Source organism: Streptomyces sp. TG1A-8 (assembly GCF_030499535.1).
Classification (GTDB): domain Bacteria; phylum Actinomycetota; class Actinomycetes; order Streptomycetales; family Streptomycetaceae; genus Streptomyces.
In genome coordinates this window covers 6,990,228-7,016,878 of sequence record NZ_JASTLB010000001.1, presented here as the reverse complement: position 1 = coordinate 7,016,878, position 26,651 = coordinate 6,990,228, and the positions used below count along the sequence as shown (strand labels likewise).

Below are 26,651 nucleotides of genomic sequence, written 5' to 3'. Positions count from 1 at the left end.
CCGCCTGAGAACACGACAAGAAGACTGGAATGACTGTGACGGACAGGACTTCCGCTGACCGCGAGGTTCAGCGCACGAACGACACGACGATTCGCTACACCATCAGCGGCCCGGCCACGGGTCCGGTCTTGGCCTTCATCCACGGCTGGGGCTGTAACCGCACCGACTTCGACGAGATCGCCGGCTTCCTCCCCGCGGACTACCGCATCCTCGCAATCGATCTCGCCGAGCACGGCGAGTCCCGCTCCACGCGAGATGTCTGGACGATGGAGGAGTTCGCCCACGACGTCAAGGCCGTACTGGAAGCCGAGTCGGTCGACAACTGCGTGGTGGTCGGGCACTCTCTCGGCGGAGCCGTGGCCGTCGAAGTCGCCCGGATACTCCCCGACGTCGTTTCGCACGTGGTCGCGCTCGACTCCCTGCACTACCTCGCCTTGTTCCCCGCACAGGACGAGCAGACGGTCAACGCGGTCGTGCAGGCCTTCAATGACGACTTCGCCACAGCGGTGCGGGGCCTGGTCGAGGGCGGATCGCTCGAAGACACCGACCCGGCGCTGAAGGACGCCTACTTCGAGAAGATGGTGGCCGTGCGGCAGCCCGCGGGAGTGCGGGCGATCGAAGGCCTGGTGCGCTGGGACATGGACGCCGCGCTGAACGAGGTCAAGCAGCCGATCACAGTGTTCGCGGTTCGCTCGATCCTTACTCAGGAAGCCACTGACCGCTACGGTGACCGCATCCGTATCGTGCCAGTCGACCTGGGAACTCACCACTTCCATGTCGAGTCGCCCGAAGACACCGCAAAGCTTCTGACCGATCTGGCATCCGCCTAGGTCGAGCCGCACGTAGCTGCCGCTCGATGCGTTGTTCGAGCGCGTCGTCATGAACGGCCGGATGAGTCATGCGGTGACCGAGCGGTGTTCGACACCATCGTGGATCGTCCGCAGCGTTGACGGTGCGGGATTTTGAGGTTGGTACAGGCGCTGACGCCCAACGTGGTCACCATCTGGCAGTCTGCGGTCAGGACGGAGTCCCCGCCGGGCTTTCCGCGTCAGTGGTGATGCCGGGCACCGTGGCGAGCCACGGTGCCCGAGAGGATGCTCCCATCCTGCGGGCCCGACTGAGGGACGACGGTGCCGTACACCACTCACAGCACCTCGGCGGCCGGATCGGCCGTCCCCAGCACGGCAGCGGACCGAACCTCTATCTCGGCCTGCAGCCAAGCGCCGTGAAGCTGCCTACAGTCACCGACGCCTCGACTCCCTCACTGCCCGCTCCCTCTAAGAGGTCATCTCATTTGGAGCCAGCAGTAACCTGGAGGGGTGCCGATGGTTGAGCATCTGGTCCCGGACGGGTTGTGGGAACTGTTCCAGCGGGCGGTGCCGGAGGTACCGTCACGCCCGCAGGGTGGTGGCCGGCGCCGGTACGGCGACCGTGAGGTGCTGGCCGCGATCATCTTCGTGGCGACATCGGGTTGTACGTGGTCGCAGGTCCCGCCGGTGTCCGGACCGTCCGGTGCGACGGCCCACCGCCGGTTCACGGAGTGGTCGAAGGCTCGGGTGTGGGCGAAGCTGCACCGGCTGGTGCTGGACGAGCCCGGCTCGCGGGGCGAGCTGGACCGGTCGCGGTGCGCGATCGGTGCGGTGAACATGCGGGCCCGGAAAGGGGGGACCCGACGGGTCCGAATCCTGTGGACCGGGGCAAGGAGGAGTCGAAGATCCACTTGATCACCGAGCGGACCGGACTGCACCTGCCCGTCGGGATTTCCGGGGCCAACCTGCACGACAGCCAGGCCCCGGAGCCACTCGTGCGCGGTATCCCGCCCATCCGCTCCCGCCGCGGCCCACGTCGGCGCAAGCCCGCCAAGCTCCACGGCGACAAAGGATACGACTACGCTCATCCGCGGAAACGGCTGCGCGAGCGCGGCGTCCGGCACCGCATCGCCCGCAAGGGCATCGAGTCCTCCAAGCGGCTGGGCCGTCACCGCTGGGTGATCGAGTGGACCATGGCCCGGCTCGCCGGATGCCGTCGCCTGCACCGCCGCCACGAGCGCAAGGCGGAGCATCTCCTGGCCTTCACCAGCATCGCCTGCACCCTCATCCGCTATCGCCGACTCACCAAATGAGATGACCTCTAAGTCCTGTAGGAGGAGTCCACATGCCCCAGGGTGTCGACCAGCAGAGCTTCACCGAAGCATGGAAGCAGTGGCATGAGCGAAAGGATCGAAACCTCGCTAGTCCCCACGGCTTTCTCGCGATCACGAGCCTGCACTGGCTCAGCGAAGAGCCGACTCGGTTCGAGGACGCCCCTGGAGCCTGGTCGAGCACCGCACGGGGAGTAGTGGTCGAACTTGCCGAGCACGAGCAACTGACTGTCGACGGTGAGACAGTGTACGGTCGGCACGACTTCGGAGTGATCGCCGAGCGGGACAGCCAATTCGCCGGCGTCGGCGAAGCCCGGATAGAGATCGCCAAGCGCGGCGGCCATGACATACTGCGTCCCCGTCATCCCAGCAACGCCCTGCGTACGGCGTTCAGGTACACCCCTGCATATACTCCTGACCCGCGCTGGGTGCGTGAGGGCCGCTTCCTCCCCTTCGCAGAACCGCGCCCGGTGACGGTCGGTGCCACGGTGGAAGGGCTGGAGCACGTGTACGTCTCGCCCGGCCAGGTCGAGTTCGAGTTCGACGGTGCGGTTCACCGGCTCACCGCGTTCAACGGCAAGACCCCCAGAAGCCTGATGGTCCTGTTCACCGACCGGACCTCGGGCGTGACGACGTACGCGGCAAACCGTTCCCTGCAGATCGAGGCCCCGGACACGGAGGGGCGGGTGAACCTCGACTTCAACCGCGCAGGGAACCTGCCGTGCGCCTACACCGATCTGGCGACCTGCCCGCTGCCGCCCTCGGAGAATCGGCTGCCCATCGCAATCGAGGCGGGCGAGAGGATTCCCCTGGAGCGGGGAGGGCAGCCCTGACCCCTTATCGGTCGTTGGCCCGGCGCCCGAATCCGCGCCATTGTCGTCGGTTGTCGATGCTCGGATGTGGCTAGCCGGCGGCGAAGGACCGGCCGAAAGTCATTGAGGGGCCGAGGCGTAGGCGTTGATGAGTTCCTCGGTGACCCACCGTGCGACGTTGTCGGGGTAGGGCGCTGCTAGGCTAGGACGATGTGCCGGAAGCCGGCGTCGGTCGCCCTGCGGATCGTGCCCCGGGTTACGTCGGGGGGCGTCGTAGGAGACCGGGAGCAGGATGGAGCGCGTGATCGAGGAGGGGTTGCGCCCAATGTCGGTGCAGTAGCGGTCCAGCAGCGCGTTGTGCTGGACAGCGTCGTCGATGTCGTCGCCGGGGATGTTCCAGAGATCGGCGTGTTCGGCGACCACGCGCAGCGTCGAGGACGCGCGCCCGACGATCAGAATGGGTGGGTGAGGGCGTTGAACGGGTTTCGGGTTGCCAAATGCACCGGTCAGCTGGATGTAGGTGCCGTGGAAGTCGAACCGTTCGGTCTCGGTCCACAGCCGCCGGATCACCGTACATGCCTCGGCGAGGCTGGCCAGGGCGTGGGCTGTTTCGTGGAAGGGAAGACCGTGGGCTTCGTACTCGCGCCGCGCCACGGGGTGGCTAGGGCGTGAGCCGACACCGATACCGAAGTCGAGGCGTCCGCCGGAGATGACGTCCACGGTAGCGGCGATCTTGGCGAGTACGGCGGGCGGCCGGATGCGTTTGCTGGTCACCAGTACACCCAGACGGAGTCGCCGGGTCTGTGCGGCGAGGGCCGAGAGCAGCGTCCACCCTTCGTATGCGGGGCCTTTCGGATCGCCGCCGATCGGCATCAGGTGATCGAACAACCACGCGTGCTCGATCTCCGGGATGGCGTCGGCCTCGCGCCAGATCCGCAGGAGGTCGTGGTATTCGACCTGCGCGGGAGCGGTCATGATCCCGAAGCGGGAGTGAGAGATGGCGAGTGTGTCATCGGACCTGTGATTCCCTTCCAAACCGGTACTGGGTAACCCCGACATCTTGGAGCGCCGCACACCTGTGCCGCTGTCCCAGCGCGGCGGCACGGTGCAGGGCGCTGTCACGTTGGCTGACCGGTGGGGTGATCTTCGGGTTGATCAGTCTGGGAAGGGTGGTCCGTGGGGGGCGCGTCGTTGTCGTACCAGGGTCAGCGGTACCCGGTGGAGGTCGTCTCCCCCTGTGGGTGGCTGTACCACCGCTTCCCGCTGTCGTTGCGCGGGGTGGAGGAGCTGATGCCCGGGCGCGGGGTCGTCGTCTCCTGCGAAACGGTCCGCCGCCGGTGCGCGAAGTTCGGGCAGGCCTGCGCAGGCGCGCTGCGCCGCCGACAGCCTCGGCCCGGGGACAAGTGACACCTGGACGAAGTCTTCATCCAGGTCAACGGTGAGCAGAAGTACCGGTGGCGGGCCGTCGACCAAAACGGCAACGATCTTGGACATCCTCGTGCACAACCGCCGGGACAAGACCGCGGCCAGGCGGTTCTTCCGCCGCCCGCTGAAGAAGACCGGTGCAGTGCCGCGGGTTCTGGTCACCGGCAAGCTCCGCTCCTGCCGAGCGGCCCACCGCGAGGTCATGCCCTACCGTCGAGCACCGCTGTCACAAGGGCCCGAACAACACGGCGGACAACAGCCACCAGCCCACCAGGCAGCGCGAACGCGCGATGAAAGGCTTTCCGCTCCAGGGGCGCAGCCCAGCGGTTGCTGTCCGCGTTCAGCGGCATCCCGCCCCACTTCCGCCCCCGCCGACACCTGATGACCGCCACCACCCACCGCGCCGAGACGAGCACCCGCTTCACGATCTTAGACCAGATCACCGGCACCGCCGGCCTTGCCGCCACCGCCTGACCACAGGCCCGGCTCCCCAACCCACCACGCCCCCACGCACCGCCAGGCAGCCACACACCCAACAACGTCACAACGCCCTTGGGACCGTTCGCATGGGGGATGATCCCCTGACTTTCACTCGAGTCCTCCCATACAGCGCCGGGACGCGCCGACCGCGTTACGATGGCGTGAAGGAGAAAGGTGGATACCGCGTCGGCACCGGCTCCGCGGTTCGGTGATCTATGAACTTCACAGATCCTTTCGAGCCCGAGCGCGTGCTGCTCCACCAACCCGGGCCCGGCGTGGCGGAGCGGGACGAGGCGCTGGTCGAGTGTGTCCGGCAGTGCCTGCATGACCTGAGCGCGTCTTCGGTCGCGATCTATCTGTACGCTGAGGCGACGTCCACACTGAACGCTGCCGTAATGGCCGTATCGCCGCTGGGCGTAGCCTCTCTGGAGAGCTTGGCGGTGGCCGACGACGCTTACGCCTCCGCAGCCGCCTACCGGTCGGGGGAAGTAACTACACGCCACTCGATCGACATTCAGGGCAAGCACCCGGAGTTCGCGATCTCATTGGCCGTCTCGGTGTCGTTCCCGTCCACGGTCTCGGCCGCGCCCCTGGCTTCCGGTATGCGCCGGTTCGGTACTCTCACCGCCTTTTGGCCCGAGCCCTTTCGTGCCCTTCCTGAAGAGGACAGGGCCTACCTGCTGCGCACGGCGGACCTGCTTTCCCGCCGACTGGATGCACTTGCAGCCAACGGTGTCTCTATGGCTCCGGCACCGCTGCCCCTCGTCGTGTCCGCCGAACCGCCGGAGAGCGGGACGGACGGCTCAGCCCAGTACCCGATCGCACCGCGGACCGCTCCCCTCGTTTACCACCTGCACAAGCTCACTCTTCTTCTGACCTCAACGAGGCATACCAGGGAAGCCACGACCCTGGCCCTTGAACGCATTGCGCCCGCTTTCCGGGCGAGGGCGATTTCCATCAGCCTCATCGAAGGGGACCGGCTGCATCTCGCAGGGGCGTCAGGCTGCTCGCGCGAGTACCTCCGTACACTCGACGGCTTGCCCCTGAGCAGGGATACGCCGGAAACGGATGCGATCTCCCAGCGGCGCCGACTTGTCTATCCGGGGACGAGCGAGGCGACGCGCGGCAGATTGCTCGAAACGCAATCGACCGAACACGGTGACCGTGACTGTACGTGGGTGGTGCTGCCGCTGACCGCCAGCGATCGCGTCGTGGGCGTCTGCTCCCTCGGGCTCAGTGCCGACAGCCCGGACGTCAAGACCACCCATGCGGTGCTCACGGCTCTGTCCACTCTCCTGGGCCAGAGTTTTGAACGCACACAGTTGTACGACGCACAGTACGCCCTTGCCGAGAAGCTGCAGCAGGCTCTTCTGCCGCGTATGTTGCCCCAACCGCCTGGTGTTGTCGCCACCAGCAGGTACGTTCCGGCTGTGGCCGGAGCTGATCTCGGCGGCGACTGGTACGACCTGATCGGTCTTGCCGACGGCAGCGTGGTTGCGGTCATCGGCGACGTTCAGGGCCACAACACGACGGCGGCCGTGGTAATGGGCCAGTTGCACAGTGCGGTGCGGGCCTATGCCACGGAGGGACATGATCCCGTGACAGTACTGAAGCGGACCAATCGGTTGCTCCTTGAGCTGGAGACCGACCTGTTCGCTACGTGCTGTTGTGTTCTGTTCGACCCCGCCGCGGACAAGATGCGCGTTGCAACCGCGGGAAGCCTTCCGCCCTTCATCCGTACGGCGGACGGCCATGCGCTGTCGGCAGAGGCCGAGATCGGCGTCCCGCTCGGAGTGCAGGAGAATCCGGACTACCGCGTCACGGACGTTCCCCTCACCCCCGGCACCCTGATCGCCCTCTATACCGACGGGCTTGCTGGCTCCGACGACGAATTTGCCCACGCGTTGGGCTCCGCCGTCGGGATGTCGGAGGGGGAGCTGGAGACCTTGGCCGACCGGATCGTCGCCACCGCCGTGGGACTGCGCTCCCGCGGTGACGATGCAGCGATGCTGCTTCTGCGCTACGAGGGCGCCCGCGAAAGGGCGCAGGCGAATGTACGCGAGTACGTCATCCAGCGTCGCGACCTCCAAGGCGTCCATCGCACGCGAGAGCAGCTGCGGAAATGGCTGGTCGCCTGGGAACTGCCCGAACTGGCGGACACCGCGGAACTCCTGGCCTCAGAAGTGGTCACCAACGCCCTCGTCCATGGCGACAGTGACGTAAATGTGTACGTCCGGCGGTACGAGACCTGTCTGCGGGTAGAGGTACGCGACAGCGACCCCCGTCCGGCCGAGCCCGTGACCTTGCCCCGGGCGGAGGATCAGGCCGAGGGCGGCCGGGGCCTGCTCATCGTCTCTGCTCTCGCTTCCGGGTGGGGCAACTCGCCCAGCGGGCGCGGCAAAACCGTCTGGTTCGAGCTTATGGTGCCCGCGGACGACCGCCGGACACTCGCACATGCGGGGACGCGGCGGGCGGTCGACTGAGCCGGCGCAGACATGCACCGACCCACCGCGCAGGATGCCCGGCAAGGTGAAATCAGTCTGTCGCGCGGCCCACGGGAGGGGGCACCTACTTGTCGTCCGCCGCCAAGGCGGATCCAAGGGCGTTGTCACGTTGTTGGGTGCGTGACTGTTTGATGGTGTGTCGGGGTGTGGTGGGCCCGCGGCCCGGGCCTGTGTTCAGGCCGTGGTGGGCCGGCCGACGCCGGTGACCTGCTCCCGGATGGCGAAGCGGAGGGTCATCTCGGCGCGATGGCTGTGGGCGGTCATCAGGTGGCGGCGGGGCCGGAAGTGCGGTGAGATGCCGCTGAACGCGGACAGGAACCGCTGTGCCCCGCCGGCCGAGCGCCAAGCCCTTCATCGCGCGTTCGCGCTGCCGGGTGGGCTGGTGGCTGCTCTCTGCCCGGTTGTTGAGGTACTTCGACTGCCGGTGCTCGACGCAGGGCATGACCTCGCGGTGGGCCGCTCGGTAGGAGCGGAGCTTGCCGGTGACGACCACCCCGGGCGCCGTGCGCGTCTTCTTGAGCAGCTTACGGAAGAAGTGGCGGGCAGCAGCGGTGTCCCGCCGGTTCTGTACGAGGATGTCGAGCACGTTGCCGCCGGCGTCGACGGCCCGCCACAGGTACTTCCGCTCGCCGCCGGTCTTGATGAAGACCTCGTCCAGGTGCCATGTGTCGCCGGGCCGGGGCCGCCGTCGGCGCAGGCCGTTGACGTAGCCCTGCCCGAACTTCGCGCACCAGCGGCGTCATCGTCTCGTGGGAGACGATGACGCCGCGCTCGAGCATCAGCTCCTCAGCCTCGCGGAAACCGAGCGGGAAGCGGTGGTACAGCCGTACTCAGTGGGAGATGATCTCCACCGGGTACCGGTGACCCTTGTACGACGGCGGCGCGGACGACACGAGCGAAACCCTCCCCGGCACGATCAACTCCAAGATCATTCCAGGCCGGTCAGCCAACGTGACAACGCAGGGCGGCATGGTGCTGGACATCCTGGTGCAGAGCCGCCGGGACACGGCCGCGGCCAGGCGCTTCTTGCGCAGGCTGATGAAGAAGACCGGTGCGGTGCCGCGGGTGGCCGTCACCGACAAGCTCCGCTCCTACCGAGCGGCCCACCGCGAGGTCATGCCCTACCGTCGAGCACCGCTGTCACGAGGGCCCGAACAACACGGCGGACAACAGCCACCCGCCCACCAAGCAGCGCGAACACGCGATGAAAGGCTTCCGCAGCATGGGCGCAGCCCAGCGGTTCCCGTCCGCGTTCAGCGGCGTCTCACCCCACTTCCGGCCCCGCCGCCACCTGATGACCGCCCACAGCCATCGGGCCGAGATGACCCTCCGCTTCGCCACCTGGGAGCAGATCACCGGCGGCGCCGGCCCCTCCACCACGGCCTGAGCACCACCCGGAACCGGGCTCCACCACACCACAACGCACCATCACACGCCTACCCACCCAACAACGTGACAGCGCCCCAGTGCGATCTGTGCCGCGGACCCACCCGAAAATTGCGACGTCTTCGTGGTCGCCTTGAACGGCTGGTCCAGCCCGAACAGGTTCAGGACCAGGCGATCTCGCCATGGCGGGAGACGAAGCGCCCGGTTGCGGCGCCGGGCCCCTCGGTGGCGAGGGCCACGATCGCGTCCGTGCCCTCGGTGACGGTCTGGGGGCCGCTGTGACCGTTGAGGTCGGTCGCGGTGTAGCCGGGATCGGCGGCGTTGACGCGGATGTCCTTGAGTCCCTTGGCGTACTGCGTGGTCAGCATCGTCAGCGCCGCCTTCGAGGAGGTGTACAGCGGCGCGACGACATGCGACTCGGGCCGGTCGGGGTCGTGGGTGAGGGCGAGGGAGCCCATGCCGCTGCTGACGTTGACGATCATAGGGTCATCCGAACGGCGCAGCAGCGGCAGGAACGCGGTGGTGGTGCGGATGACGCCGATGACGTTGACGTCGAAAACGGCGAGGGCATCGGCGGCGGTGAGGTCGCTGGGATCGCCGGCGGCACCGTGCACACCGGCGTTGTTGATCAGGACGTCGATCCTGCCCTCGTGTTCGGCGACGTTCGCGGCCGCGGCGGCCACGGACGCGTCGTCCCTGACGTCGATGGGAACGTAGCGTGCGCCGAGCGCTGCGGCGGCCTCCTCGCCCTGCTCACGGTTGCGGGCTCCGACGAGCACGGTGTGGCCGTGCTCGATCAGGCGGCGGGCGGTCTCGCGGCCGAGACCCTTGTTGGCTCCGGTGATGAAGGTAATCGTCATGCCTTCGATCCTCCTGCGGCTGGGAGGTATGGACCAGGGAGACTTCGACGTTAGGAAAAGCAGTACCACCCTCGCGCCCGCCCCGGCGACCATGAACGCACGAGAATGAGAAACATGACGGCAAGACCCGGAAGCGGACTGGGCGCGATGATCCGCACGTGGCGTGACCGGCTGCCCCCGGAGGCCGCCGGATTGCCGACGGCACGAGGGCGCCGCACGGCCAGGCTGCGGCGCGAGGAACTGGCCGACCTCGCAGGAATGTCGGTCAATTACATCGTACGCCTGGAACAAGGACGCGCCACCACACCCTCAGCGAGCGTGGTGGCATCCCTGGCGCGCTCCCTGCAACTGTCCACCGCCGAGCGAGACCACCTGTACCGGCTGGCCGACCTGGTCCCACCGTCGCACGGAACAGTCCCTGACCATCTCCCGCCCGGCGTTCAGCGGGTACTCGCCCGCCTCGGGGACGTCGCGGTCGCCGTCTTCGCCGCGGACTGGCAGCTGATCTGGTGGAATCACGGATGGGCCGCACTCCTCGGCGATCCCTCCGCCTCGCCGCCGCGCCTGCGCAACTTCGCCCGCGACAGATTCCCGGTCGCCGAAAGCCCCGCCCGCCTCGCACTGTGGCCAGTGACCGAGACGGGCCGGCACGCCACCGACGCCGTCGTCTCCGACCTGCGCCGCGCCACCGGCCGCTTCCCCCACGACACGCGCCTTGCCTCTCTGATCCGCGACCTGATCGCCGGCAACACCGGATTCGCCGAGCTGTGAGCGACCGGAGAGGTGGCCGCGCACCGCGAGGACCACAAGACGATCGACCACCCCTCGGTAGGACCTGTCACGGTGGACTGCGACACCCTGACCGACGGCGACCGCGAACTCAAGATCGTCATCATGACCGCCGCGCCCGGCAGCGAGGACGAGACCAAGCTCCGACTGACCGCCATCGCCGGCTCACCGGCCACCACGCACAACTGATCCGACCCACGCGTTGATCAGCCGACTGCATGTGCGCGGCGAGCGCCGAGCCACGATGCCGACTGTCGGCATACTCGCAAAAGTGGCCCTGACGGCGCTGTCACGCTGTTGGGTACCTGGGTCTTTGACGGCGCGTCGGAATGTGGCGTGGGTCGGGTTTCGGGCCGGCGCTCAGGCCTCGGCGGGCAGGTCAGCGGCGCCGGTGATCTGGTCCCGGACGGCGAAGCGGACGGTCGTCTCGGCGCGGTAGTCGGTGGCGGTCATCAGATGGCGGTGGGGCCGGAAGTGGGGTGAGATGCTGCTGAACGCGGACAGGAACCGCTGCGCCCCACCGGCCGAGCGTCAAGCCCTTCATCGCGCGTTCGCGCCGACGGGTGGGCCGGTGGCTGTTCTCCGCCCGGTTGTTCAGGCCCTTGTGGGAGCCGGTGCTCGACGCAGGGCATGACCTCGCGGTGGGGCGCTCGGTAGGAGCGGAGCTTGCCGGTGACGGCCACCCGCGGCACCGCACCGGTCTTCTTCATCAGCCTGCGCAAGAAGCGCCTGGCCGCGGCCGTGTCCCGGCGGCTCTGCACCAGGATGTCCAGCACCATGCCGCCCTGCTCGACCGCCCGCCACAGATACTTCCGTTCCCCATTGCTCTTGATGAAGACCTCGTCCAGGTGCCACTTGTCACCAGGCCGGGACCGACGGCGGCGCAGCGAATCGGCGTATCGCTGCCCAAACCTGGCGCACCAGCGGCGCACCGTCTCGTAGGGAGGACGATCCCGCGCCCGAGCATCAGCTCCTCCACCTCGCGCAACGACAGCGGGAAGCGGTGATACAGCCACACGCGGTGGGAGACGACCTCGACCGGATACCGATGCCCCTTGCACGACGGCGACACGGCCCCCACGGAACAGCCCCCTCCACCACGATCAACCAGAAGACCATCCCATCCGCCCAGCCAACGCGACAGCGCCCCTGGAGGTGCTGCCCGACAGCGGAACCGCGCGGGCCAACATGCTCCAGGGCCTGCGGCACATCCTCCGGCCCCTGAAGCGTCGGCGGATCATCTTCACCGACCCCACCACCCGGATCTTCTGCGGCATGCCGCCCGCCACCATCCCCCTGCCGGTCGAAGTCACCGACTGAGCTGACCCCGGTTTCGTGGAGTCCCTGAAGCCAGGCTTATGATCCTGGCCCGAAGGAGAACCACGAGCTGTGCCAGCACTACGCAGGTACCCGGACGAGCTTCGCGAGCGGGCCGTCCGCGAGGTCCGCACGACGGGCCGGCCGATCGCGCACGTCGCCAAGGACCTGGGCATTCACAGGGAAGCCCTGCGCGGCTGGGTCCGTCAGGCCGAGGCGGACGCCGGCGAACGCGACGGCCGGCTGACCACCGCCGAGCACGAGGAACTGAAGCGACTTCGTAGAGAAGTAGCGGAGCTGAGGCGGGCGAACGAGATTCTGAAGGCCGTGAGCGCGTTTTTTGCGGCCGAACTCGACCGTCCCCGGACGAGGCCGACCAGGTGATCGAGCGCCTCAGGGACAAGGGCCTCGGGGTCGGGTTCGTCTGCCGGGTGCTGGGACTGTCGGAGTCGGCGTACTACGCGCGCAAGAAGCGGCCGAAGTCTGCTCGTCGGCTGCGTGACGAGCAGCTTATGCCGCTGATCGAACAGGTTCATGCCGAGTCTGGCGGCACCTATGGCGTCCGCCGGATCACCCGCGCGCTGCGGCGCAAGGGCGTCCTCGTGGCACGCTGTACCGTCGAGCGGCTGATGGCCGAGCTGGGTCTGGAGGGCGTCATCCGCGGTCAGCGGCACCGCACCACGGTGCCGGAGCCGTCGGCACCCGGGCCGCCGGACCTGGTCGACCGCGACTTCACCGCGAGCCGGCCCGACCAGCTGTGGGTGGCCGACATGATTTATGTCCGCACCTGGACGGGCTGGGTGTATGTGGCGTTCGTCCTGGACGTCTTCTCCCGGATGATCGTCGGCTGGCAGGTCGCGAACCGCATGCGGACCGAACTTCCGCTGGATGCGTTGGAGATGGCGCTGTGGAGACGCCGGATCAAGAAGGACTCCGGGCTGGTCCATCACGGCGACAGAGGGTCGCAATATGTGTCGATTCGCTACACCGACCGGCTCGCCGAGGTCGGGGCCGCCGCGTCCGTCGGCTCGGTCGCGGACTCGTATGACAACGCGATGGCCGAGGCGCTGAACGGCACCTTCAAGGCCGAGCTGATCGAGATGCAAGGCCCGTGGCGGGACGCCGACCAGGTCGAGCGGGCGATCTTCCAATGGGTCACCTGGTACAACGAGGAACGGCTCCACTCCGCCCTCGACTACGTACCGCCCGCCGAGTACGAACGCGAGTGGTGGCGACAACAGCAAGCCACCCCGCAGTCCGCCTGAAACAAGATCACCGAACTCTACGAAACTCGGGGCAGCTCACACTGGCACCGATCCAGCTTTCGTAGAGCGTCCGAGCGGTGTCACGTGGCTCGCCGACCGCGGTGAGTGATCCATCGTCGATGCCGTCCCGAATCATGCGCTCGATGCGGTCCACCACACTGTCGGTGCCGTCGATCAGGGTCAGTCGCATCGGTTCGGACAGATCGGCAACCTCGGCACCGAATTTGACGACGAGACACTTCCCGAGGCAGTTCTCGTAGGACTGCATCTCGTAGAAAAGCTGCCAGTACTTGAACAACCGGTCTGCACCGCTGGTCGGCTGTGCTACGACCTCGTCGATGTCTCGAAGGTAGCAGGTGAAGTAATTCTCTATAACGGCGACACCGAGTGCATCTTTGGAAGCGAACCAGTGGTAGAACGAGCCCTTGGGGACTTGGGCTAGTTTGAGGAGTTCACTGATTCCCACCGCGGCGTAACCCCTGCGGATGATGATCTCCTGCGCCTCGTCGATGATGCGCTGGCGGGTATTGATTTATGCAGGCTCGATTGTCATGATCCTGGAGCTTGGTCGATTGTTGGTCCGGCAGTCCGGCGGGCCGTTCAGGTGCCCGCCAGAATGCCGACGCCGCGTCAGGCGCGGATGGAGTCGGGCCACTTGAAGTCAGCCGGGACACTGTTGGGGTCCAGTCGGTCGGCGGGGACTCCCTTGCCGTAGGTGACCTCACCGTTGCCCATCGACCAGTCGGCCGGCTGCACCGTCTGGAGGTTGAAGAAGACGTCCTCCGTACGGATGTGCAGGCGCTTGTTCAGCTCGCCGACGACGCCCTTGTAGAAGTTTCCCTTCTGTTCGGGAGTGGCGACGTCGAGGAACACGAGCTGGATGAACACGACGTTTTCCGACCGGTGGATCCCCAGGTAGTCGGGGTCGGCGATGAGGTTTCCGGGCTTGTGCTCGGAGATGGTCTGGAAACGGTCCTCCGGAACCCCGAGGTGGATGATCATCTGGTCGTAGACGACATCGGCGATGGTGCGCTTGTACTCTTCCGACTTGCCTTCGAGGAGGTCGATTCGTGCGAGCGGCATTTGAGACTTCTTTCTCTGTCCTGAGCGACCGATGTCGCCTACGGAAATCGGTCGGCAGCTTCCCGGCCGTGGAACCACCATAACCCTATTAGACCAGTCGGCCCAACGCTAGACTCTGAACTGGCCCACACGCTCACCGAGGGGGATGCTGGCCTGCGGGGCTGCGGCGCCCATGCCGTCCGACGACGCGGCCGGGGGTGATCGACGTCGACAAGGCCATCGCCGCGTGCGTTAGCGCTGGGTGCCTCAAACGGTGTGCACATATCGGCGCCGTAGTCGTCGGGGCGGCGGTGCGGGCCTACCCCAAATCCAGGGGCGGGCGAGGGAGTTGAGTTGGCTGGTCGCGAGGGTGGTGGCGTACGCGATGTCGTCGGGGTTAGCGAATGAGCGGCCGGCGAGGGCCGCTTTGCGGAAGGTGCGCCACCAGCCTTCCTGGAGGTTCAGCCAGCATGCACCGACGGGGATGAACGCTTGGTGGATGCGGGGGTGGTCCTCGAGCCAGGTCCGGGTGGAAAGACTGTTGTGAGAGGACAGGTTGTCGGTGACGATCCAGATCTCCCCGTCCGGGTTGGCGTCCTCGACCTGTTGCAGGAACTGCTGGTGGAAGACGCTGTTGCGGGAGGAAGCCGTCAAGGTGAGGGTTTGGCCGTCGGAGGGTCGCAGGCCACCGTAGACCCAGGTCTTCTCGGGTCCGCGGCTGTAGTCGAGCTCGGCTTTGATCCGGTGGCTGTCAGGCGACCAGGCGGGGGCGGGCGGGAAGGTCCGCGGGATCACCGGCCCCAGCTCATCGACGCAGATCACTGTCACGTCGTCGGGCGGCTGGGTGTAGAGGCCGATGATCCGAGTCCTTTTGGGACGAAGTCGGGGTCCTTGGACCGCAAGGCCGGCCCAGGCGCAGACGCGGCGAAGGCGGCACGGCGCGGCGGGAGGGTCGGGGGCGGCGCGGGCGATCACTGAGCATTTTCAGCGGTAACTCTCCAAAGTGAGAACGGCTCGTGCTGCGGTGGTGAGCCAGGTGGGGCTGCAACGTGCTTTGCGGAAGATCCGCCAGGTTTTCACGCGGGCCATGCCGCGTTCGACGGGGTAGCGCAGGCGGGCGTGGGCTTTGTTCAACGACTTCTGGCGAGGGCTGAGGTCTTTGCCGGGACGGCGGCGTTGCCCGGTGGCGAAGGTGCCGCCGGCGCCGAGGTAGCCCAGGTCAGCCAGGACCGGGATGCCGAGCCGCTGGCAGGTGCTGATGATGCGGTGTCTGCGTGCGGCTGTGAGGTCGTGGGTGCGGCCCGGCAGCACCTTGGAGATCCACACGACAGTGCCGCCCGGATCGGTGATGACCTGCAGGTTCACCCCGTGCCGACGGTGCTTTCCCGGGTAGTCGCCGCAGCCGTCACCGACCCGGTCGCACTCTGCGAGAGTGCCGTCGACCAGCACGTATTGCGCCCTGGCCTTCACTTCACGCAGGGCCCGGGTCAGCCCCGGAGCCCGGCGCACCAGCAGGCTCACGACGGAACGGACATAGGCATGCGCGGTGCCGACACTGATGCGGAAACCGGCGGCGATCTGGGCCGAAGTGGTGTGCTGGCGCAAGTACACGAGTGCGACCAGCGCCCGCGCGGACGGGGGAGCTTGCACCGGCGGTCACCCTCACGAAGGACGATCAGCATCGTGACCGTCTCCATGAGGGCATGCGGCAGGTCCAGTGCGGCAGGATACGTAATCAACGGGGCTCCCGGGCAACCGAGATGAGATGTCAGATACCTCCCTCAACTGCCTGGGAGCCTCGTCCGTTGCGCCGCCAGCCCCTCCCCGAGCATCATCCGATCAGTGGCCACGCTGGAAGAGCTCACTGGCCCCCGCCTCGATCAGATCAGCGGCCGCCAAGGCGAGGTGCGGAGGCACTGGTGTCGTGGACCTTCTTCTGGACCCACCAGACTCCCCGAACTGGACGGTCACTTGCCGACCGCGAGCAGAGATGAGAGCGCCTCGGCGATCACTGCCGTTACTGCCGCTGGGTGCGAGATGAGGGTCAGGTGCGACCCGCCGTGGAAGAGCGTGATTTGCGAGTGAGCGCGGTGGGCCATCGCGAGCATGGACTGCGGCGTGATGATCTGGTCGGCAGAGGAGATGAAATACCAGGACGGCAGCGTCTTCCACGTTGCGTATTGCGATGGGGCCCCAAGGGCCTGGCTTGAGGCCACGGTCTGTGAGGCCCACAGGGAGAGCGCTTGTGGGCGCGGCACGTCGCTGGCAAAATATCGAAGGAAAGCGTTCTTCTTGAGGATTATATTCCCAGCGTCTTTCGGTGCTCCCGGGATTTCATCAAAGAGCTGGGAGGCGGGGTGGGCGGCAACAGCCGAGGTTTCTCCGCCCAGCTCGCTCGCGGACTCGCCGACGGCGGGCGCAAAGGCGTCCACATATACAAGCCCGACGACGTTGTGCACCTCCGCTGCGGCATTAGTAATCACCGAGCCGCCGTAGGAGTGGCCGACGAGCAGCACTGGTCCGGGAATGGCACGCACGAAGTTGGCGACGGCCGCCGCGTCGGTTTTGAGATTCCGGACAGGATTATCGGCGGCCCGTACCGCACACCCGTCGCGCTGCAACTCGCTCAGCTCGCCAGACCAACTTTCGTTATCCGCCCACGCACCGTGGACCAATACGACCGTGATCGGCCTTTGGCCTGGGGCTGTGCAACGGATCGGCGGACGAGCGATAGCAGCCGATTTCGCAGCCTGCGCATGGCTCGCTGTGCCCGAAACGACACTAACCATGGTGGCCAGGACCGCAAGCAAGTGTCAACTTTTATGTTTTCTTCGCATTGCTTTCTACCTATTCCGTGTGGTCATTTAAGCGGGGTTGGAAAGGACAAAGTCACCATCCACAGTCAATGCTCGCCAGAGCCCGCGGGTCAGGCGCCGGAAACGCCATTCCCGACCATGGAGAGCGGATTGACAACGGAATCGAACGTCTTTTCATCGACGCGCCCGCTTGCCAGCGCCGCCTCTTTGAGCGTTTGACCGTTGGCGAGTGCGGATTCGGCGATGTGCGCTGCGTTTTGGTATCCGATGAGGGGACTCAGAGCTGTGACAAGCATCAAGCTGTCGTTGACGTAGCGGGTAATCTTGTCCTGGTTGAGTTCGGTGCCGGTGACGGAGAAGGTCCGGAATTTCTCCATCCCGTCGGCGAGGATGCGGGCGGAGTGCAGGAAGTTGTTGATGATGACGGGGCGCATGGCGTTGAGCTCGAAGTTGCCCTGGCTGCCGGCGAACGCCACTGCGGAGTCGTTGCCGAGTACCTGGATGGCGATCATGACGATCGCTTCGCACTGGGTCGGGTTCACTTTCCCAGGCATGATGGAGGAGCCTGGTTCGTTTTGGGGCAGGAGCAGTTCTGCCAGTCCGGTCCGCGGGCCGGACGCAAGCCACCTCATGTCGTTGGCTATCTTCATGAGGGCAACCGCCAGGCCGCGCAGTGCGGCGTGAGCACGAACCATGCCATCCAGCGATCCTTGTGCCATGAACTTGTTGGGAGCGGTGACGAAGTCTTTTCCTGTCAACTGTGCAATGCGAGCGGCGACATCGCGGCTGAATCCCTTTGGCGCGTTCAGGCCGGTACCGACGGCGGTTCCGCCCAGGGCCAGCTCTAGTAGTCCTTCTCGCGCGTGTTCGATCTCGCTGATGCAGGCGCGCAACTGTGCCGCGTAGCCGAGCCATTCTTGGCCCACGGTGAGAGGGACCGCGTCCTCAAGATGGGTACGGCCGATCTTCACGACGGATTTCCACTGCTCTGCCTTGTTCTCGATGGTTTTGGCGAGTCTTTCCGCCTGGGGCAGCAGCTGATCGTCAATGGCTTGAACCGAGGCGATATGCATGGCGGTCGGGAAGCTGTCGTTGCTGGACTGCCCCATGTTGACGTCGTCGTTGGGGGCTACCGGCTTCTGCGTTCCCAGCGTTCCGCCGAGAAGTTGCGAGGCCCTGTTCGCGATGACCTCGTTGACGTTCATATTGCTCTGCGTTCCCGACCCGGTCTGCCACACGTAGAGCGGGAAGTGGTCGTCGAGCAGCCCCTTGATCGTCTCTTCCGCGGCCTGAGCGATCGACTGGACTTTCCACTCCGGCAGTCGCCCCGCTTCGCCGTTGACCAGGGCTGCAGCCTTCTTGACGTAGCCGTAGGCGTGATATACCGCCTTGGGCATGCGATCGTCCCCGATCGAGAAGTGCACCAAGGAACGTTGCGTTTGAGCGCCCCAGTAGCGGTCGGCGGGGACCGCTACCTGACCCATGCTGTCGAATTCGTCGCGCTGTCCTGACGCGTCGATGCCGATCGGAACGTCCCTGACCTCGGGGGTAGTGTCGCTCATGACTGCTCCTTCTCCGCCGGCATCACGTCATCGCTCGGGTAGACGGGCTGCCACATCGCATCCTGGACGGCCTGGATGAGGTTTTCGTGTGACTGTGTGGCCACGCCGTCTTTTTCTGCAGCGCGTGCTACGGCCACAGCGACGGTGGCGGAGGAGGCCCGGAGGTTCTCCACAGGGGGGAGCAGGGCGGCGCCGGGTGCAGCCACATCGACTTGCGAGGCCACTGCTTCGGCGGCGGCAAGAAGCATGTTGTCGGTGACGTGCTTGGCTCCCGAAACGATGGTCCCCAGCCCCAGCCCAGGGTACAGCAAGGCGTTGTTGGCCTGTCCGATGGTGTAGGTGACTCCGTTGTACTCGATCGGGTCCACCGGAATGCCGCAGGCGATGAGGGCACGTCCGTCGGACCACCGCACCGCATCGGACGGCATGACCTCGATCTGGCTGGTCGGGTTGGAGAGCGGCAGCAGAATAGGCCGCTCGACCCCGTCAGCCAGGGCCCGGACCACTTCCTGTGTGAAGGCGCCTGGGACAGTCGACGTCCCAATGAGGATGGTGGGCTTGACCTGCTTGATCGTCGTGAGCAGGTCGATTTCTCCTTGAGCCCAGGATGAGACTTCGGACCGTGGCCGGGCGTAGGGCTGCTGGTAGTCCGGCAGACCAGCCATGTCGTCGGTGACCAGACCGTGCTTGTCGATGAGCCAGATATGGCGTGCAGCCTCTTCAGGACTCGCACCGTCGCGGACCATGGCGGCATGGATCTGATCCGCCATGCCGGTGCCGGCCGTTCCCGCACCGAACACCACGAGGCGCTGGTCGGCCCACCGCCCCCCGGTGATCCGCAGGCCCGAAAAGACAGCGGACATCACGATCGCTCCGGTGCCCTGCATGTCATCGTTGAAGATCCGATACTTGTCTGCGTTACTGACAAGAATGCGCCGCGCATTCGATGGACCGAAGTCCTCAAAATGCAGGAGCGCGTTCGGGAACAGTCGCGCAGCCGTTTGAAGGTACCGGTCCACGAGGTCGTCGTAGCGCTTGCCAGACACGCGGGCGTGGCGGTTGCCGAGGTAGTCCGGCTTGTTGAGCAGTTGCTCGTTGTCCGTGCCGACATCGAGGTTCACCGCGATGACGCGATCGGGGTCAATACCGGCGGCGGCGGTATAGACGGCCAGCTTCCCGATCGAGATGTCGGTTCCGTTGACGCCCCAGTCCCCGATCCCGAGGATTTCTTGCGCGTCAGAGACCACGATCAGGTCAACGTCCTCGGGCCCGAGCCCAAGGGACTTGAACGATGCCTCAATGTCGTCGGGCCTGTCGATGGAGACATAGATGGCCTGCGAGTCGCGGAAGGTGTCTGACCACTGCTTGATCGCCTGGCCCACCGTCGGATCGTAAACGACCGGGAGGAGCTCGGGGAGGTGATCGGTCAGGAGCTTGAAGTAGAGCACCTGGTTCCGGTTGTGGACTGCGTTCAAGAAAACGTACTTTTGCAGATCAGACGGCTGCTGCTGGAGCTGCGCGTAGGCACGGGCTGCCTGCTGATCGAGGGTCTCGACAGCAGAAGGCAGCCGCCCTGTGATACCGAGCTCGGCCCGCTGTTCCAACGTAAACGCAGTCCCGCGATTACGGCGTCGATCGTGAAGCACACTGTCAGTGGTCATGTGATTCCTTCGGAGCAGCCGGGCCGATGAACACGTTGACGCATTGATGCGACTAGTCGGAGACCGGTGTTTCCGGCTCCATGTCAAACGACGCCTGGAGCTTCGGCGGGCGCTTGCCCAGATTTTCCCTGACCTTGCGGTCCCAGGGAGCATCGATGAGGCTCTTGGTTTCCTCGATCATGGACTTGGGCTCGAGGTTGCGGTAGGTGTCCACCTCACCCGCGGCAACTGCCGTCAGCGTGGCGTACACAGGCTCGGGGTCGAACTGCGCCCGCGGAAAAGCGAGCTCGGAGTAGTCGAACAGACGATCCGACGGCTCGTCCTCCCAGCTCTCCCACGTCTGGAACATGCGGTCGTTGAAGCCCGTCAGGAAAGGACCCGGGTTCACCGTCGCGACTTCGACACCGAATTCCTGGAGCTCGTCCGCCATGGACTCTGCGATCGCCTCGACCGCGTGCTTGGACGCCGAGTAGATACCGGTGAAGGGGTTGACGTTGATGCCTTCACGAGAAGACACCCACACGATCCGACCGGCACCACGCTTGGCCATCTGCTTGGCGATCCCCTGCGTCAGCAGCAGCGGCCCGGTCACATTGACCTCAAACTGTCGGCGAATATTAAACGCCGGCACGTCCACCGTCGAGCCACCCTCACCCACACCGGCATTGTTCACCAGGATCTCGACACCCCAGCCCAGCGCCTTCCTACGGTCCCCCTCATATGTCACATCCAACTTCTCCACCTGCAGCGACACACCACGCTCGGCCGCCTGGCGCTTCAGCGTCTGCACCTGTGCGTAGATCTCCACCGACGCAATAACGTCAAACCCCTTCTCCGCCAGCCGCATCGCAACCTCCTGGCCAAACCCCGTACCGCACCCCGTGATGAGAACCTTGCGCATGACGCACCTCCCTACCGCCGCCCAGGGTCTCCGAGCAGCGCTCACATTCCGACTGAACCAGCTGGCATGGCCGCGTGCCGAGCAAGTCACACAAGCTGAAAACAATTTTGCCTGCGTTGGGATGCCATGGCCACCGGAGGGGCAAGCCTTGACCCAAGGCCGGGTAGTTAATGAGGCTCCGACTTGTATGGCTGTAGCGGAGCGCGGTCGAGTTGGCCGCTCGTAGCGTCTGCGTAGGACGCCGGATCGGATGGCTCGTGAGGTTCCTGCCGCCCGTCGGGGCTGGCTCTCCGGGTTCCGGAGGTCGGAGTGTCGGCCGTGGACGTCCCTGAAGCTTCCCCTTGATCGTGGACATTTGGAGACTGGGATCTTGAAGTTCCAGAGGAAGTAGCACCAGGTGGGAAGCACGTACACGAAGCGGTACACCGAGGAGTTCAAGCGGGACGCGATCGCGCTCGTCGATTCCTCAGGCAGAACGGTCACCGCCGTTGCCCGGGAACTCGGCATCAGCTCCGAGTCCCTGCGCGGCTGGTACCGCCGGGCGAAGGCGGACCGGGGAGAGGGCGAGTCCGGTGAGCTGACCAGCGCCGAGCGCGAGGAGCTCAAGCGGCTGCGCAAGGAGGTCCGCGAACAGCAGCAGACGATCGAGATCCTGAAAAAAGCGCCCGACTCAAAGAGTCGATGCGCGCCTGGACTCCGATCGACCGGGCCATCGGCATCTTCATCGCGCTGGCCAAACCGCCCCCTGAGCAGGGCCAGCTGGTGTTGCGACGACCGATTGAGTCCAAGTTCGCTTCCGCGGTCGCTGTGCGCGATACGTCCGCCTTCCAGGCCGCCGCGACCGTGGGCCATCCGCAGCGCGTCGACCACCAGGGCGGCGCGGTGATGGTCGGCCATCGCATAGCCGACCACCTCGCGGGTGGCCAGGTCCAGCCAGCAGGCCAGATACAGCCAGCCCTCCTGGGTGGGCAGATACGTGATGTCCCCGACCAGCCGGGTGCCGGGCCGGACAGCAGTGAAGTCCCGGCCGATCAGATCCGGGGCCGGTCGTGCCTGCTTGTCGAGACGGGTCAGCGAGCGGCGTCTTCGGCGGGTGACGCCGGCGATACCGCGTTCACGCATGACCCGCTCCACCCGCTTGCGGTTGACCGGCCGGCCCAGCCGCCGCAGCTCGGCATGCACGCGCGGAACACCGCAAGCCCCCTTCGAGGCCAGGTGGATCCCTGTGATCTCATGGGCGAGCGAGTCGTCCGCCCGCGTCTTCGCCTGTCGGGCTTCCTCCGTCTCCAGCCAGGCATAGAACGAGGAGCGGACCGCGCCCAGGACACGGCACAGCAAGGCCACCGGATAGACGGCCTTCTCCGCAGCGATGAACCGGTAGACCTCACTCACCGGTCACTGTCCTTGGCGAAGAAGGCCGCCGCTTTTCCCAGGATCCCGATCGTCTCCTGCTGCTCAGCGTTCTGTCGGCGCAGCCGCTTCAGCTCCTCGCGTTCCGCGCTCGTGAGCTCGCCCGACGTGCCCCCTCCGCGGTCGATCCGGTCGCGCTTGACTCAGCCGCGCAGGCTCTCCGGGCTCACGGCCAGATCCCGCGCGACCTCCGTGATCGTCTTGCCGGAGGAGCGGGCCAACGCGATCGCGTCCCGCTTGAACTCCTCCGAATACCACTTCGAGTACTGACTACCCACCTGGCACTACTTCCTCTGGAACCTCACGTCCCAGTCTCCAGGTGTCCACTCACAAGGGGAAGCTCCACGTCCCCGCTCCCCCAAGGCGTGCCGCACGACCTCGCCGCGGAAGCCTTCGCCTCAGTCGCCGAGGCTGCCCGGCGCGGCGAGCTACTCGACACCGGGCGGCTGGATGACCTGCTCCTGCTGGCAGGGCGGCTCGAGGAACCCGCCCTGCTGCACGCCGCCTGGTCGAGTGGGGCGATCGACACCCACGCCCCGGCCGCGCACATCGGCCGGGTGTGGAGCGTGGCCGAGTACCCGGACGCCGCCCTCGGCCACCCGGCGTGGCGCCGCCTCTTCACAGCAGCCGGATGCACGGCCGACGCCCGGCCCGCTCCACGCTCCGCCGGCCCCTTCGAACTCTGGCGCGGCAGCGTGCCCGCACGCCGCACCGACTGGTCGTGGACCACCCGCCGCACCACCGCCGAAAGCTACGCCACCGGCACCGGCACGGTCGGCTCGGGCGTCCGGATCGATCACCGCGCCTGTGTCATCCGCCGCAGTGCCGTGGGAGAGCGATGCGGCGTCGCCGAGCCCGCCCTGGGGTCAGACGGCGGAGATGCCGCCGTCGACGAACAGCTCGCTTCCCGTGGTCCCCGAGCTCTGGTCGGACACCAGGTACAGCACCGCCGCGGCGACCTCCTCGGGCCGGATGAGACGGCCGAGGGGAACGGCTCCGGCGAGCTGCTTCAGGAGCGCGTCGGGGTCGTTCGGCGCGAGGCCCGCGAGGCCGGGCGTCTCGGTGGGCCCGGGGACGACGGTGTTGATCCGGATGCCGCGCGGTGCGAGTTCGGCTGCCCACGTGCGTGTCAACGTGGACGCCGCCGCCTTCGAAGCACCGTACAGACCCAGGTGCGGTTCGGTCCCGGATGCGGACGTGGAACCGGTCACGACGATCGCGGCCCCCGGGTTGAGGTACGGGAGAGCCCCCTGCACCGTCAGGATGGATCCGCGCACGTTGGTCGCGAAGGCGAGGTCGATGTCCTCGGCGGTGACCTCGGCCAGGGCCTTGAACCCGCCAACGCCGGCGTTGGCGTGGACCGCGTCGAGGCCCTGTCCACGGGCGGCCACGGCCTCGAAGAGGGCCGCCACCTCCGACGGAACGGACGCGTCCGCCCGCACCGCGGTCACCCGGTCGCCGAACTCGCGGGCGACCGCGTCGAGTTGCTGCTGCCGACGCCCTGTGATGAAGACGTGCGCTCCCTCGTCGACGAACCGGCGGACGACCGCCAGCCCGATTCCCGAGGTACCCCCGGTCACGAGGGCCGTCTTACCCTGCAGCGCTCCGCTCATGATGGATCTCCTTCTTAGTTTTGGACTGATCAGTCTCGAACGTTAGACCATAATGGACCCGTCGGTCAAGAACAGATGGAAGGACAACGATGCCGAGACCTCGCAAGTTCGACGAGACAGACGTCGTCGCCAGGGCGGGACGGGCGTTCGCCGAGACCGGGTACGCCGGGACCTCGCTCGACGACCTTCTCGCAGCCACCGGGCTCGCACGGCAGAGCCTCTACAATGCGTTCGGCGGGAAGAAAGAGCTGTTCATGCGCGCCTTCCTCAGCGACGCCACGGAAGCCGTCGAGGCGGTCGAGGCGATCCGGCACGGCGCGGACACCCCCATCGAACGGATCCGAGCACAGCTGGTCAAGGTCGCCGTCACGTACGGTTCCGCGCAGACCCCGCCCTCGCTGTTCACCAAGGCTGCTGTGGAACTCTCCGCCCGTGACCCCGAAGTGGCCTCCGCGGTCTCCGACGCCTTCGCGGCGATACAGACGCACTACGCAGCCTGCATCGCCGAGGCGCAGAACGCCGGCGAGATCGACCCCGGCGCCGACGCGGCCTCACTCGGGGCGTTCTTCTGCGCGCTGATCGAGGGGATGACCACCCTCGGCGGCTCCGGCGTGCCCCGCTCGACCCTTATCGACATCGCCTTCACCAGCCTCGCGGCCGTACCGATCACGGAACTCGGGCACCGGCGGCTCGGATCCGGCGACGGGGAGTGGACGTGAAAAGAGCCACGGGACGATCAGCGCCGTTCCGTAGCCGGCGATCTGCCCGGTGGCTCAAGTGGTCGGCAAGAGGAACTGAAGGCCCACCACGCGCGTCTGGTGAGCCCGCCAACGCCGACCAGTGGTCGCCGCCTACGGCTCCGCCGCCGGCCGTCCACGCTGCCGAGGGCGGGCTGAGGCGATGACAATCGACGGCACGGTCCTGGACGGCTACCTGGACGACGAGGTCGCCGACGACCAGACCGGCGCCCGGGCTCGGTTCCCCCTGATCGTCTCGCCCACCGACGATCTCGTGGACGAGATGATCCTGCGAAGCCTCGGCCCGGAGCGCGGTGCCCCTCCCGGCCGCGCGCGACGATGGCGGAGTGGTGACGGCGACGGACGGGACGGGCGAGTGATCGACGACGGGATGCGGTTCCAGCTGCTGGCCCGGTCAGGGCGCGGCGGCCGGGGACGGAGGTCGCCTTCGGGACGCCGCAGCAGCGGGCCCTGCTGGCCCTCCTGCTGCACGAGGGGCGCCCGGTGGAGACCGCGGTGGTGCACCACGTGCTGTGGGGCGAGCACGAGCCGCGCGGCGCACGCGGCACCGTGCACACGTACGTGTACCGGCCGCGCCCGGTCCTCGCCGGATGCGCCGCGATCGGGTCCACCGGCACTGGCTACGTCCTGACCGTCCGGCACGGCACCGTGGACGTGCACCGGTTCGAGCAGGGGCGGGGTGCGGCGCTGCGCGAACTGCGGGCAGGCCGGCCCGCCGAGGCAGCCGCCGCGCTACGGGAGGCGCTGCGGGCCTGCTCGGGTGCACGGCCGGTACGTACGCAAGCTGCGTGACGTCGCCGTGGGCGGGCTGGGCGTGGTGATCGAGTACGCATACGTCGGTTCCGCTGCGAGAACACTGCCTGCACGGCGGTGGCGTTCGCCGAACAGATCGTGGGACTGGCGATCCCGCACAGTCGGCAGACCCGCTACTGCGCGGGGTGCTGGCGCGGATCGGACTGGCCCTGGCCGGCCGGGCAGGAGCCTGCCTGGCCTCCGCGGTCGGCATCGTCGAGAAGACAGTGAACGGTCATCGCTTCCGTCTGGCCGAACCGCCTTCGGAACGCGCAGACACCCCCGACGAACCGCAGGTAGTCCAGCTGCCGACAGAGCTGAAGATCGTGACTCGGCTCCGTGAACAGCATGCCGCCGCCCACGAGTTATGGCAGCAGGGGATGTCGAAGGCGGGGATCGGCCGGAAACTCGGACTGCACCAGGCCACCGTCCGCAAACTCGTTAACGCCCCCTCCGCGGACGACGTCGTCGCCAAAAGCCTGCAGCGGGCGCACGTCGTCGACCCGTATGTCGGCTACCTGCACCGGCGCTGGGACGATGGCGTCAGAAACGCCACCCAGCTCTACCGCGAGATTCAGGAACAGGGCTACCCCGGAGGTGAGTTGGCCGTCCAACGTCATCTGCGGCAGTACCGCACCGGGCGCGGACACGCACCCGACCCGGGGCCGAAGCCTCCGTCGGTCCGCGAGGTCACCTCATGGATCATGACTCACCCCGAACACCTGCGGGACGAGGACGCCGGCAAGCTTCACCGGCTGCGTGAACGCGATCCCGAGCTGGACCGGCTCACTCTTCACGTCAGGAAGTTCGCCGTCATGATGACCGCACGCCACGGCGACCGCCTCGCGGACTGGATCACCGAGGTCGAACGAGACTCCCTCGCCCCACTCGCGGGCTTCGCCCGCCACCTCCGCCGCGACTTCGACGCCGTCCGCAACGGCCTTTCCCTCCCCCACGGTTCCGGCGCCGTCGAAGGCAACATCAACCGGCTGAAGATGCTGAAACGGCAGATGTTCGGCCGGGCCAGCCTCGATCTCCTTCGCAAACGCGTCCTGCTCGCGCGATGAGTCCAGCCCGCCCGGATCACAAGATCGTCGA

General features: G+C 66.7%; 21 protein-coding genes and 8 pseudogenes. 13 read left to right on the top strand and 16 right to left on the bottom strand.

What is annotated here, in order from left to right; translation table 11 throughout:
* Positions 1 to 29: 29 nt before the first annotated feature.
* From QQY24_RS31360 to QQY24_RS31350, 3 genes are all read left to right on the top strand, one after another.
* Complete coding sequence (locus QQY24_RS31360; RefSeq protein ID WP_301976023.1) at positions 30 to 830, top strand: alpha/beta fold hydrolase; 801 nt, start codon at positions 30 to 32, stop codon at positions 828 to 830.
* 495 nt (positions 831 to 1,325) lie between these two features.
* Positions 1,326 to 2,122, top strand: a protein-coding gene (locus tag QQY24_RS31355) for an IS5 family transposase (RefSeq protein WP_301976022.1) whose coding sequence is annotated in 2 segments (ribosomal slippage) — positions 1,326 to 1,661 and positions 1,664 to 2,122 — 795 coding nt in all. Because the reading frame shifts where the segments join, the coding sequence is not laid out codon by codon here.
* Between the two features lie 32 nt (positions 2,123 to 2,154).
* A complete protein-coding gene (locus tag QQY24_RS31350; protein WP_301976021.1) occupies positions 2,155 to 2,973 on the top strand; it encodes a DUF1684 domain-containing protein in 819 nt (272 codons plus the stop codon).
* 99 nt (positions 2,974 to 3,072) lie between these two features.
* Here QQY24_RS31350 and QQY24_RS31345 read toward each other — a convergent pair.
* Positions 3,073 to 3,927: pseudogene (locus QQY24_RS31345) on the bottom strand (LLM class flavin-dependent oxidoreductase).
* A gap of 201 nt (positions 3,928 to 4,128) precedes the next feature.
* Here QQY24_RS31345 and QQY24_RS31340 point away from each other — a divergent pair.
* Positions 4,129 to 4,851, top strand: a pseudogene (locus QQY24_RS31340) (IS6 family transposase).
* Positions 4,852 to 5,072: 221 nt separating this feature from the next.
* Positions 5,073 to 7,340: an ATP-binding SpoIIE family protein phosphatase gene (locus tag QQY24_RS31335; RefSeq protein WP_301976020.1), complete on the top strand. Its 2,268-nt coding sequence runs from the start codon at positions 5,073 to 5,075 to the stop codon at positions 7,338 to 7,340.
* A gap of 195 nt (positions 7,341 to 7,535) precedes the next feature.
* Here QQY24_RS31335 and QQY24_RS31330 read toward each other — a convergent pair.
* Positions 7,536 to 8,185: pseudogene (locus tag QQY24_RS31330) on the bottom strand (IS6 family transposase).
* Positions 8,186 to 8,191: 6 nt separating this feature from the next.
* Positions 8,192 to 8,437, bottom strand: coding sequence for a hypothetical protein (locus tag QQY24_RS31325; RefSeq protein WP_301976437.1), 246 nt, complete (start codon positions 8,435 to 8,437; stop codon positions 8,192 to 8,194).
* On the opposite strand from QQY24_RS31325, the pseudogene QQY24_RS31320 reads away from it, so the two are divergent.
* A pseudogene (locus tag QQY24_RS31320) lies at positions 8,322 to 8,748 on the top strand (transposase); the annotation flags it as partial. The gene QQY24_RS31325 and the pseudogene QQY24_RS31320 overlap by 116 nt on opposite strands.
* A 160-nt stretch (positions 8,749 to 8,908) precedes the next feature.
* Here QQY24_RS31320 and QQY24_RS31315 read toward each other — a convergent pair.
* Positions 8,909 to 9,607 (bottom strand): SDR family NAD(P)-dependent oxidoreductase, encoded by a 699-nt coding sequence (locus QQY24_RS31315; RefSeq protein ID WP_301976019.1) that lies wholly within the window; start codon positions 9,605 to 9,607, stop codon positions 8,909 to 8,911.
* Positions 9,608 to 9,721: 114 nt separating this feature from the next.
* Between QQY24_RS31315 and QQY24_RS31310 the strand changes: the two are divergent.
* Positions 9,722 to 10,585: pseudogene (locus tag QQY24_RS31310) on the top strand (helix-turn-helix transcriptional regulator).
* Between the two features lie 171 nt (positions 10,586 to 10,756).
* On the opposite strand, the pseudogene QQY24_RS31305 reads toward QQY24_RS31310, so the two are convergent.
* A pseudogene (locus QQY24_RS31305) lies at positions 10,757 to 11,477 on the bottom strand (IS6 family transposase).
* A gap of 74 nt (positions 11,478 to 11,551) precedes the next feature.
* Between QQY24_RS31305 and QQY24_RS31300 the strand changes: the two are divergent.
* Positions 11,552 to 11,716 carry a hypothetical protein gene (locus QQY24_RS31300; RefSeq protein ID WP_301976018.1) on the top strand — a complete coding sequence of 55 codons (165 nt, stop codon included), beginning with the start codon at positions 11,552 to 11,554 and terminating at the stop codon, positions 11,714 to 11,716.
* A 69-nt stretch (positions 11,717 to 11,785) separates the two neighbouring features.
* Positions 11,786 to 12,978 (top strand): IS3 family transposase gene (locus QQY24_RS31295; protein WP_301976017.1). Its coding sequence is split into 2 segments (ribosomal slippage): positions 11,786 to 12,056 and positions 12,056 to 12,978, totalling 1,194 coding nucleotides; the frame shifts between segments, so codons are not numbered across the junction.
* A 7-nt stretch (positions 12,979 to 12,985) separates the two neighbouring features.
* Here QQY24_RS31295 and QQY24_RS31290 read toward each other — a convergent pair.
* The 8 genes and pseudogenes from QQY24_RS31290 to QQY24_RS31255 all read right to left on the bottom strand — a co-directional run bounded on the left by QQY24_RS31290 (position 12,986) and on the right by QQY24_RS31255 (position 20,980).
* On the bottom strand, positions 12,986 to 13,489 hold the full coding sequence (locus QQY24_RS31290; RefSeq protein WP_301976413.1) for a TetR/AcrR family transcriptional regulator: 504 nt from the start codon (positions 13,487 to 13,489) through the stop codon (positions 12,986 to 12,988).
* Between the two features lie 119 nt (positions 13,490 to 13,608).
* Entirely contained in the window at positions 13,609 to 14,061 is a 453-nt protein-coding gene (locus QQY24_RS31285) for a tautomerase family protein (RefSeq protein ID WP_301976016.1), read from the bottom strand.
* 246 nt (positions 14,062 to 14,307) lie between these two features.
* On the bottom strand, positions 14,308 to 14,862 hold the full coding sequence (locus QQY24_RS31280) for a transposase (RefSeq protein ID WP_301976015.1): 555 nt from the start codon (positions 14,860 to 14,862) through the stop codon (positions 14,308 to 14,310).
* Between the two features lie 162 nt (positions 14,863 to 15,024).
* A pseudogene (locus QQY24_RS31275) lies at positions 15,025 to 15,779 on the bottom strand (transposase family protein).
* Positions 15,780 to 16,007: 228 nt separating this feature from the next.
* Complete coding sequence (locus tag QQY24_RS31270; RefSeq protein ID WP_301976014.1) at positions 16,008 to 16,850, bottom strand: alpha/beta fold hydrolase; 843 nt, start codon at positions 16,848 to 16,850, stop codon at positions 16,008 to 16,010.
* A 116-nt stretch (positions 16,851 to 16,966) separates the two neighbouring features.
* Positions 16,967 to 18,418, bottom strand: coding sequence for a class II fumarate hydratase (gene fumC, locus QQY24_RS31265; RefSeq protein WP_301976013.1), 1,452 nt, complete (start codon positions 18,416 to 18,418; stop codon positions 16,967 to 16,969).
* Complete coding sequence (locus QQY24_RS31260; protein ID WP_301976012.1) at positions 18,415 to 20,079, bottom strand: NAD-dependent malic enzyme; 1,665 nt, start codon at positions 20,077 to 20,079, stop codon at positions 18,415 to 18,417. Before QQY24_RS31260 ends, fumC begins: the two co-directional genes overlap by 4 nt.
* 52 nt (positions 20,080 to 20,131) lie before the next feature.
* Entirely contained in the window at positions 20,132 to 20,980 is an 849-nt protein-coding gene (locus QQY24_RS31255) for an SDR family oxidoreductase (RefSeq protein WP_301976412.1), read from the bottom strand.
* A 397-nt stretch (positions 20,981 to 21,377) separates the two neighbouring features.
* Between QQY24_RS31255 and QQY24_RS31250 the strand changes: the two genes are divergently transcribed.
* Positions 21,378 to 21,866: a transposase gene (locus QQY24_RS31250; RefSeq protein WP_301976411.1), complete on the top strand. Its 489-nt coding sequence runs from the start codon at positions 21,378 to 21,380 to the stop codon at positions 21,864 to 21,866.
* On the opposite strand, the pseudogene QQY24_RS31245 reads toward QQY24_RS31250, so the two are convergent.
* The 3 genes and pseudogenes from QQY24_RS31245 to QQY24_RS31235 all read right to left on the bottom strand — a co-directional run.
* Positions 21,776 to 22,372 (bottom strand): annotated as a pseudogene (locus tag QQY24_RS31245) (IS3 family transposase); the annotation flags it as partial. The gene QQY24_RS31250 and the pseudogene QQY24_RS31245 overlap by 91 nt on opposite strands.
* A 161-nt stretch (positions 22,373 to 22,533) precedes the next feature.
* Entirely contained in the window at positions 22,534 to 22,668 is a 135-nt protein-coding gene (locus tag QQY24_RS31240) for a transposase (protein WP_301976011.1), read from the bottom strand.
* A gap of 588 nt (positions 22,669 to 23,256) precedes the next feature.
* Positions 23,257 to 24,003 (bottom strand): SDR family NAD(P)-dependent oxidoreductase, encoded by a 747-nt coding sequence (locus tag QQY24_RS31235; protein WP_301976010.1) that lies wholly within the window; start codon positions 24,001 to 24,003, stop codon positions 23,257 to 23,259.
* Between the two features lie 89 nt (positions 24,004 to 24,092).
* Here QQY24_RS31235 and QQY24_RS31230 point away from each other — a divergent pair, with 89 nt between their 5' ends.
* From QQY24_RS31230 to QQY24_RS31220, 3 genes are all read left to right on the top strand, one after another.
* The gene (locus QQY24_RS31230; protein WP_301976009.1) at positions 24,093 to 24,722 is read left to right on the top strand and encodes a TetR/AcrR family transcriptional regulator; all 630 of its coding nucleotides are present in this window, start codon (positions 24,093 to 24,095) and stop codon (positions 24,720 to 24,722) included.
* A gap of 522 nt (positions 24,723 to 25,244) precedes the next feature.
* Positions 25,245 to 25,553, top strand: a complete 309-nt coding sequence (locus QQY24_RS31225; protein WP_301976008.1) for a BTAD domain-containing putative transcriptional regulator — start codon at positions 25,245 to 25,247, stop codon at positions 25,551 to 25,553.
* 146 nt (positions 25,554 to 25,699) lie between these two features.
* Entirely contained in the window at positions 25,700 to 26,620 is a 921-nt protein-coding gene (locus tag QQY24_RS31220) for a transposase (RefSeq protein ID WP_301976007.1), read from the top strand.
* Positions 26,621 to 26,651: the final 31 nt, after the last annotated feature.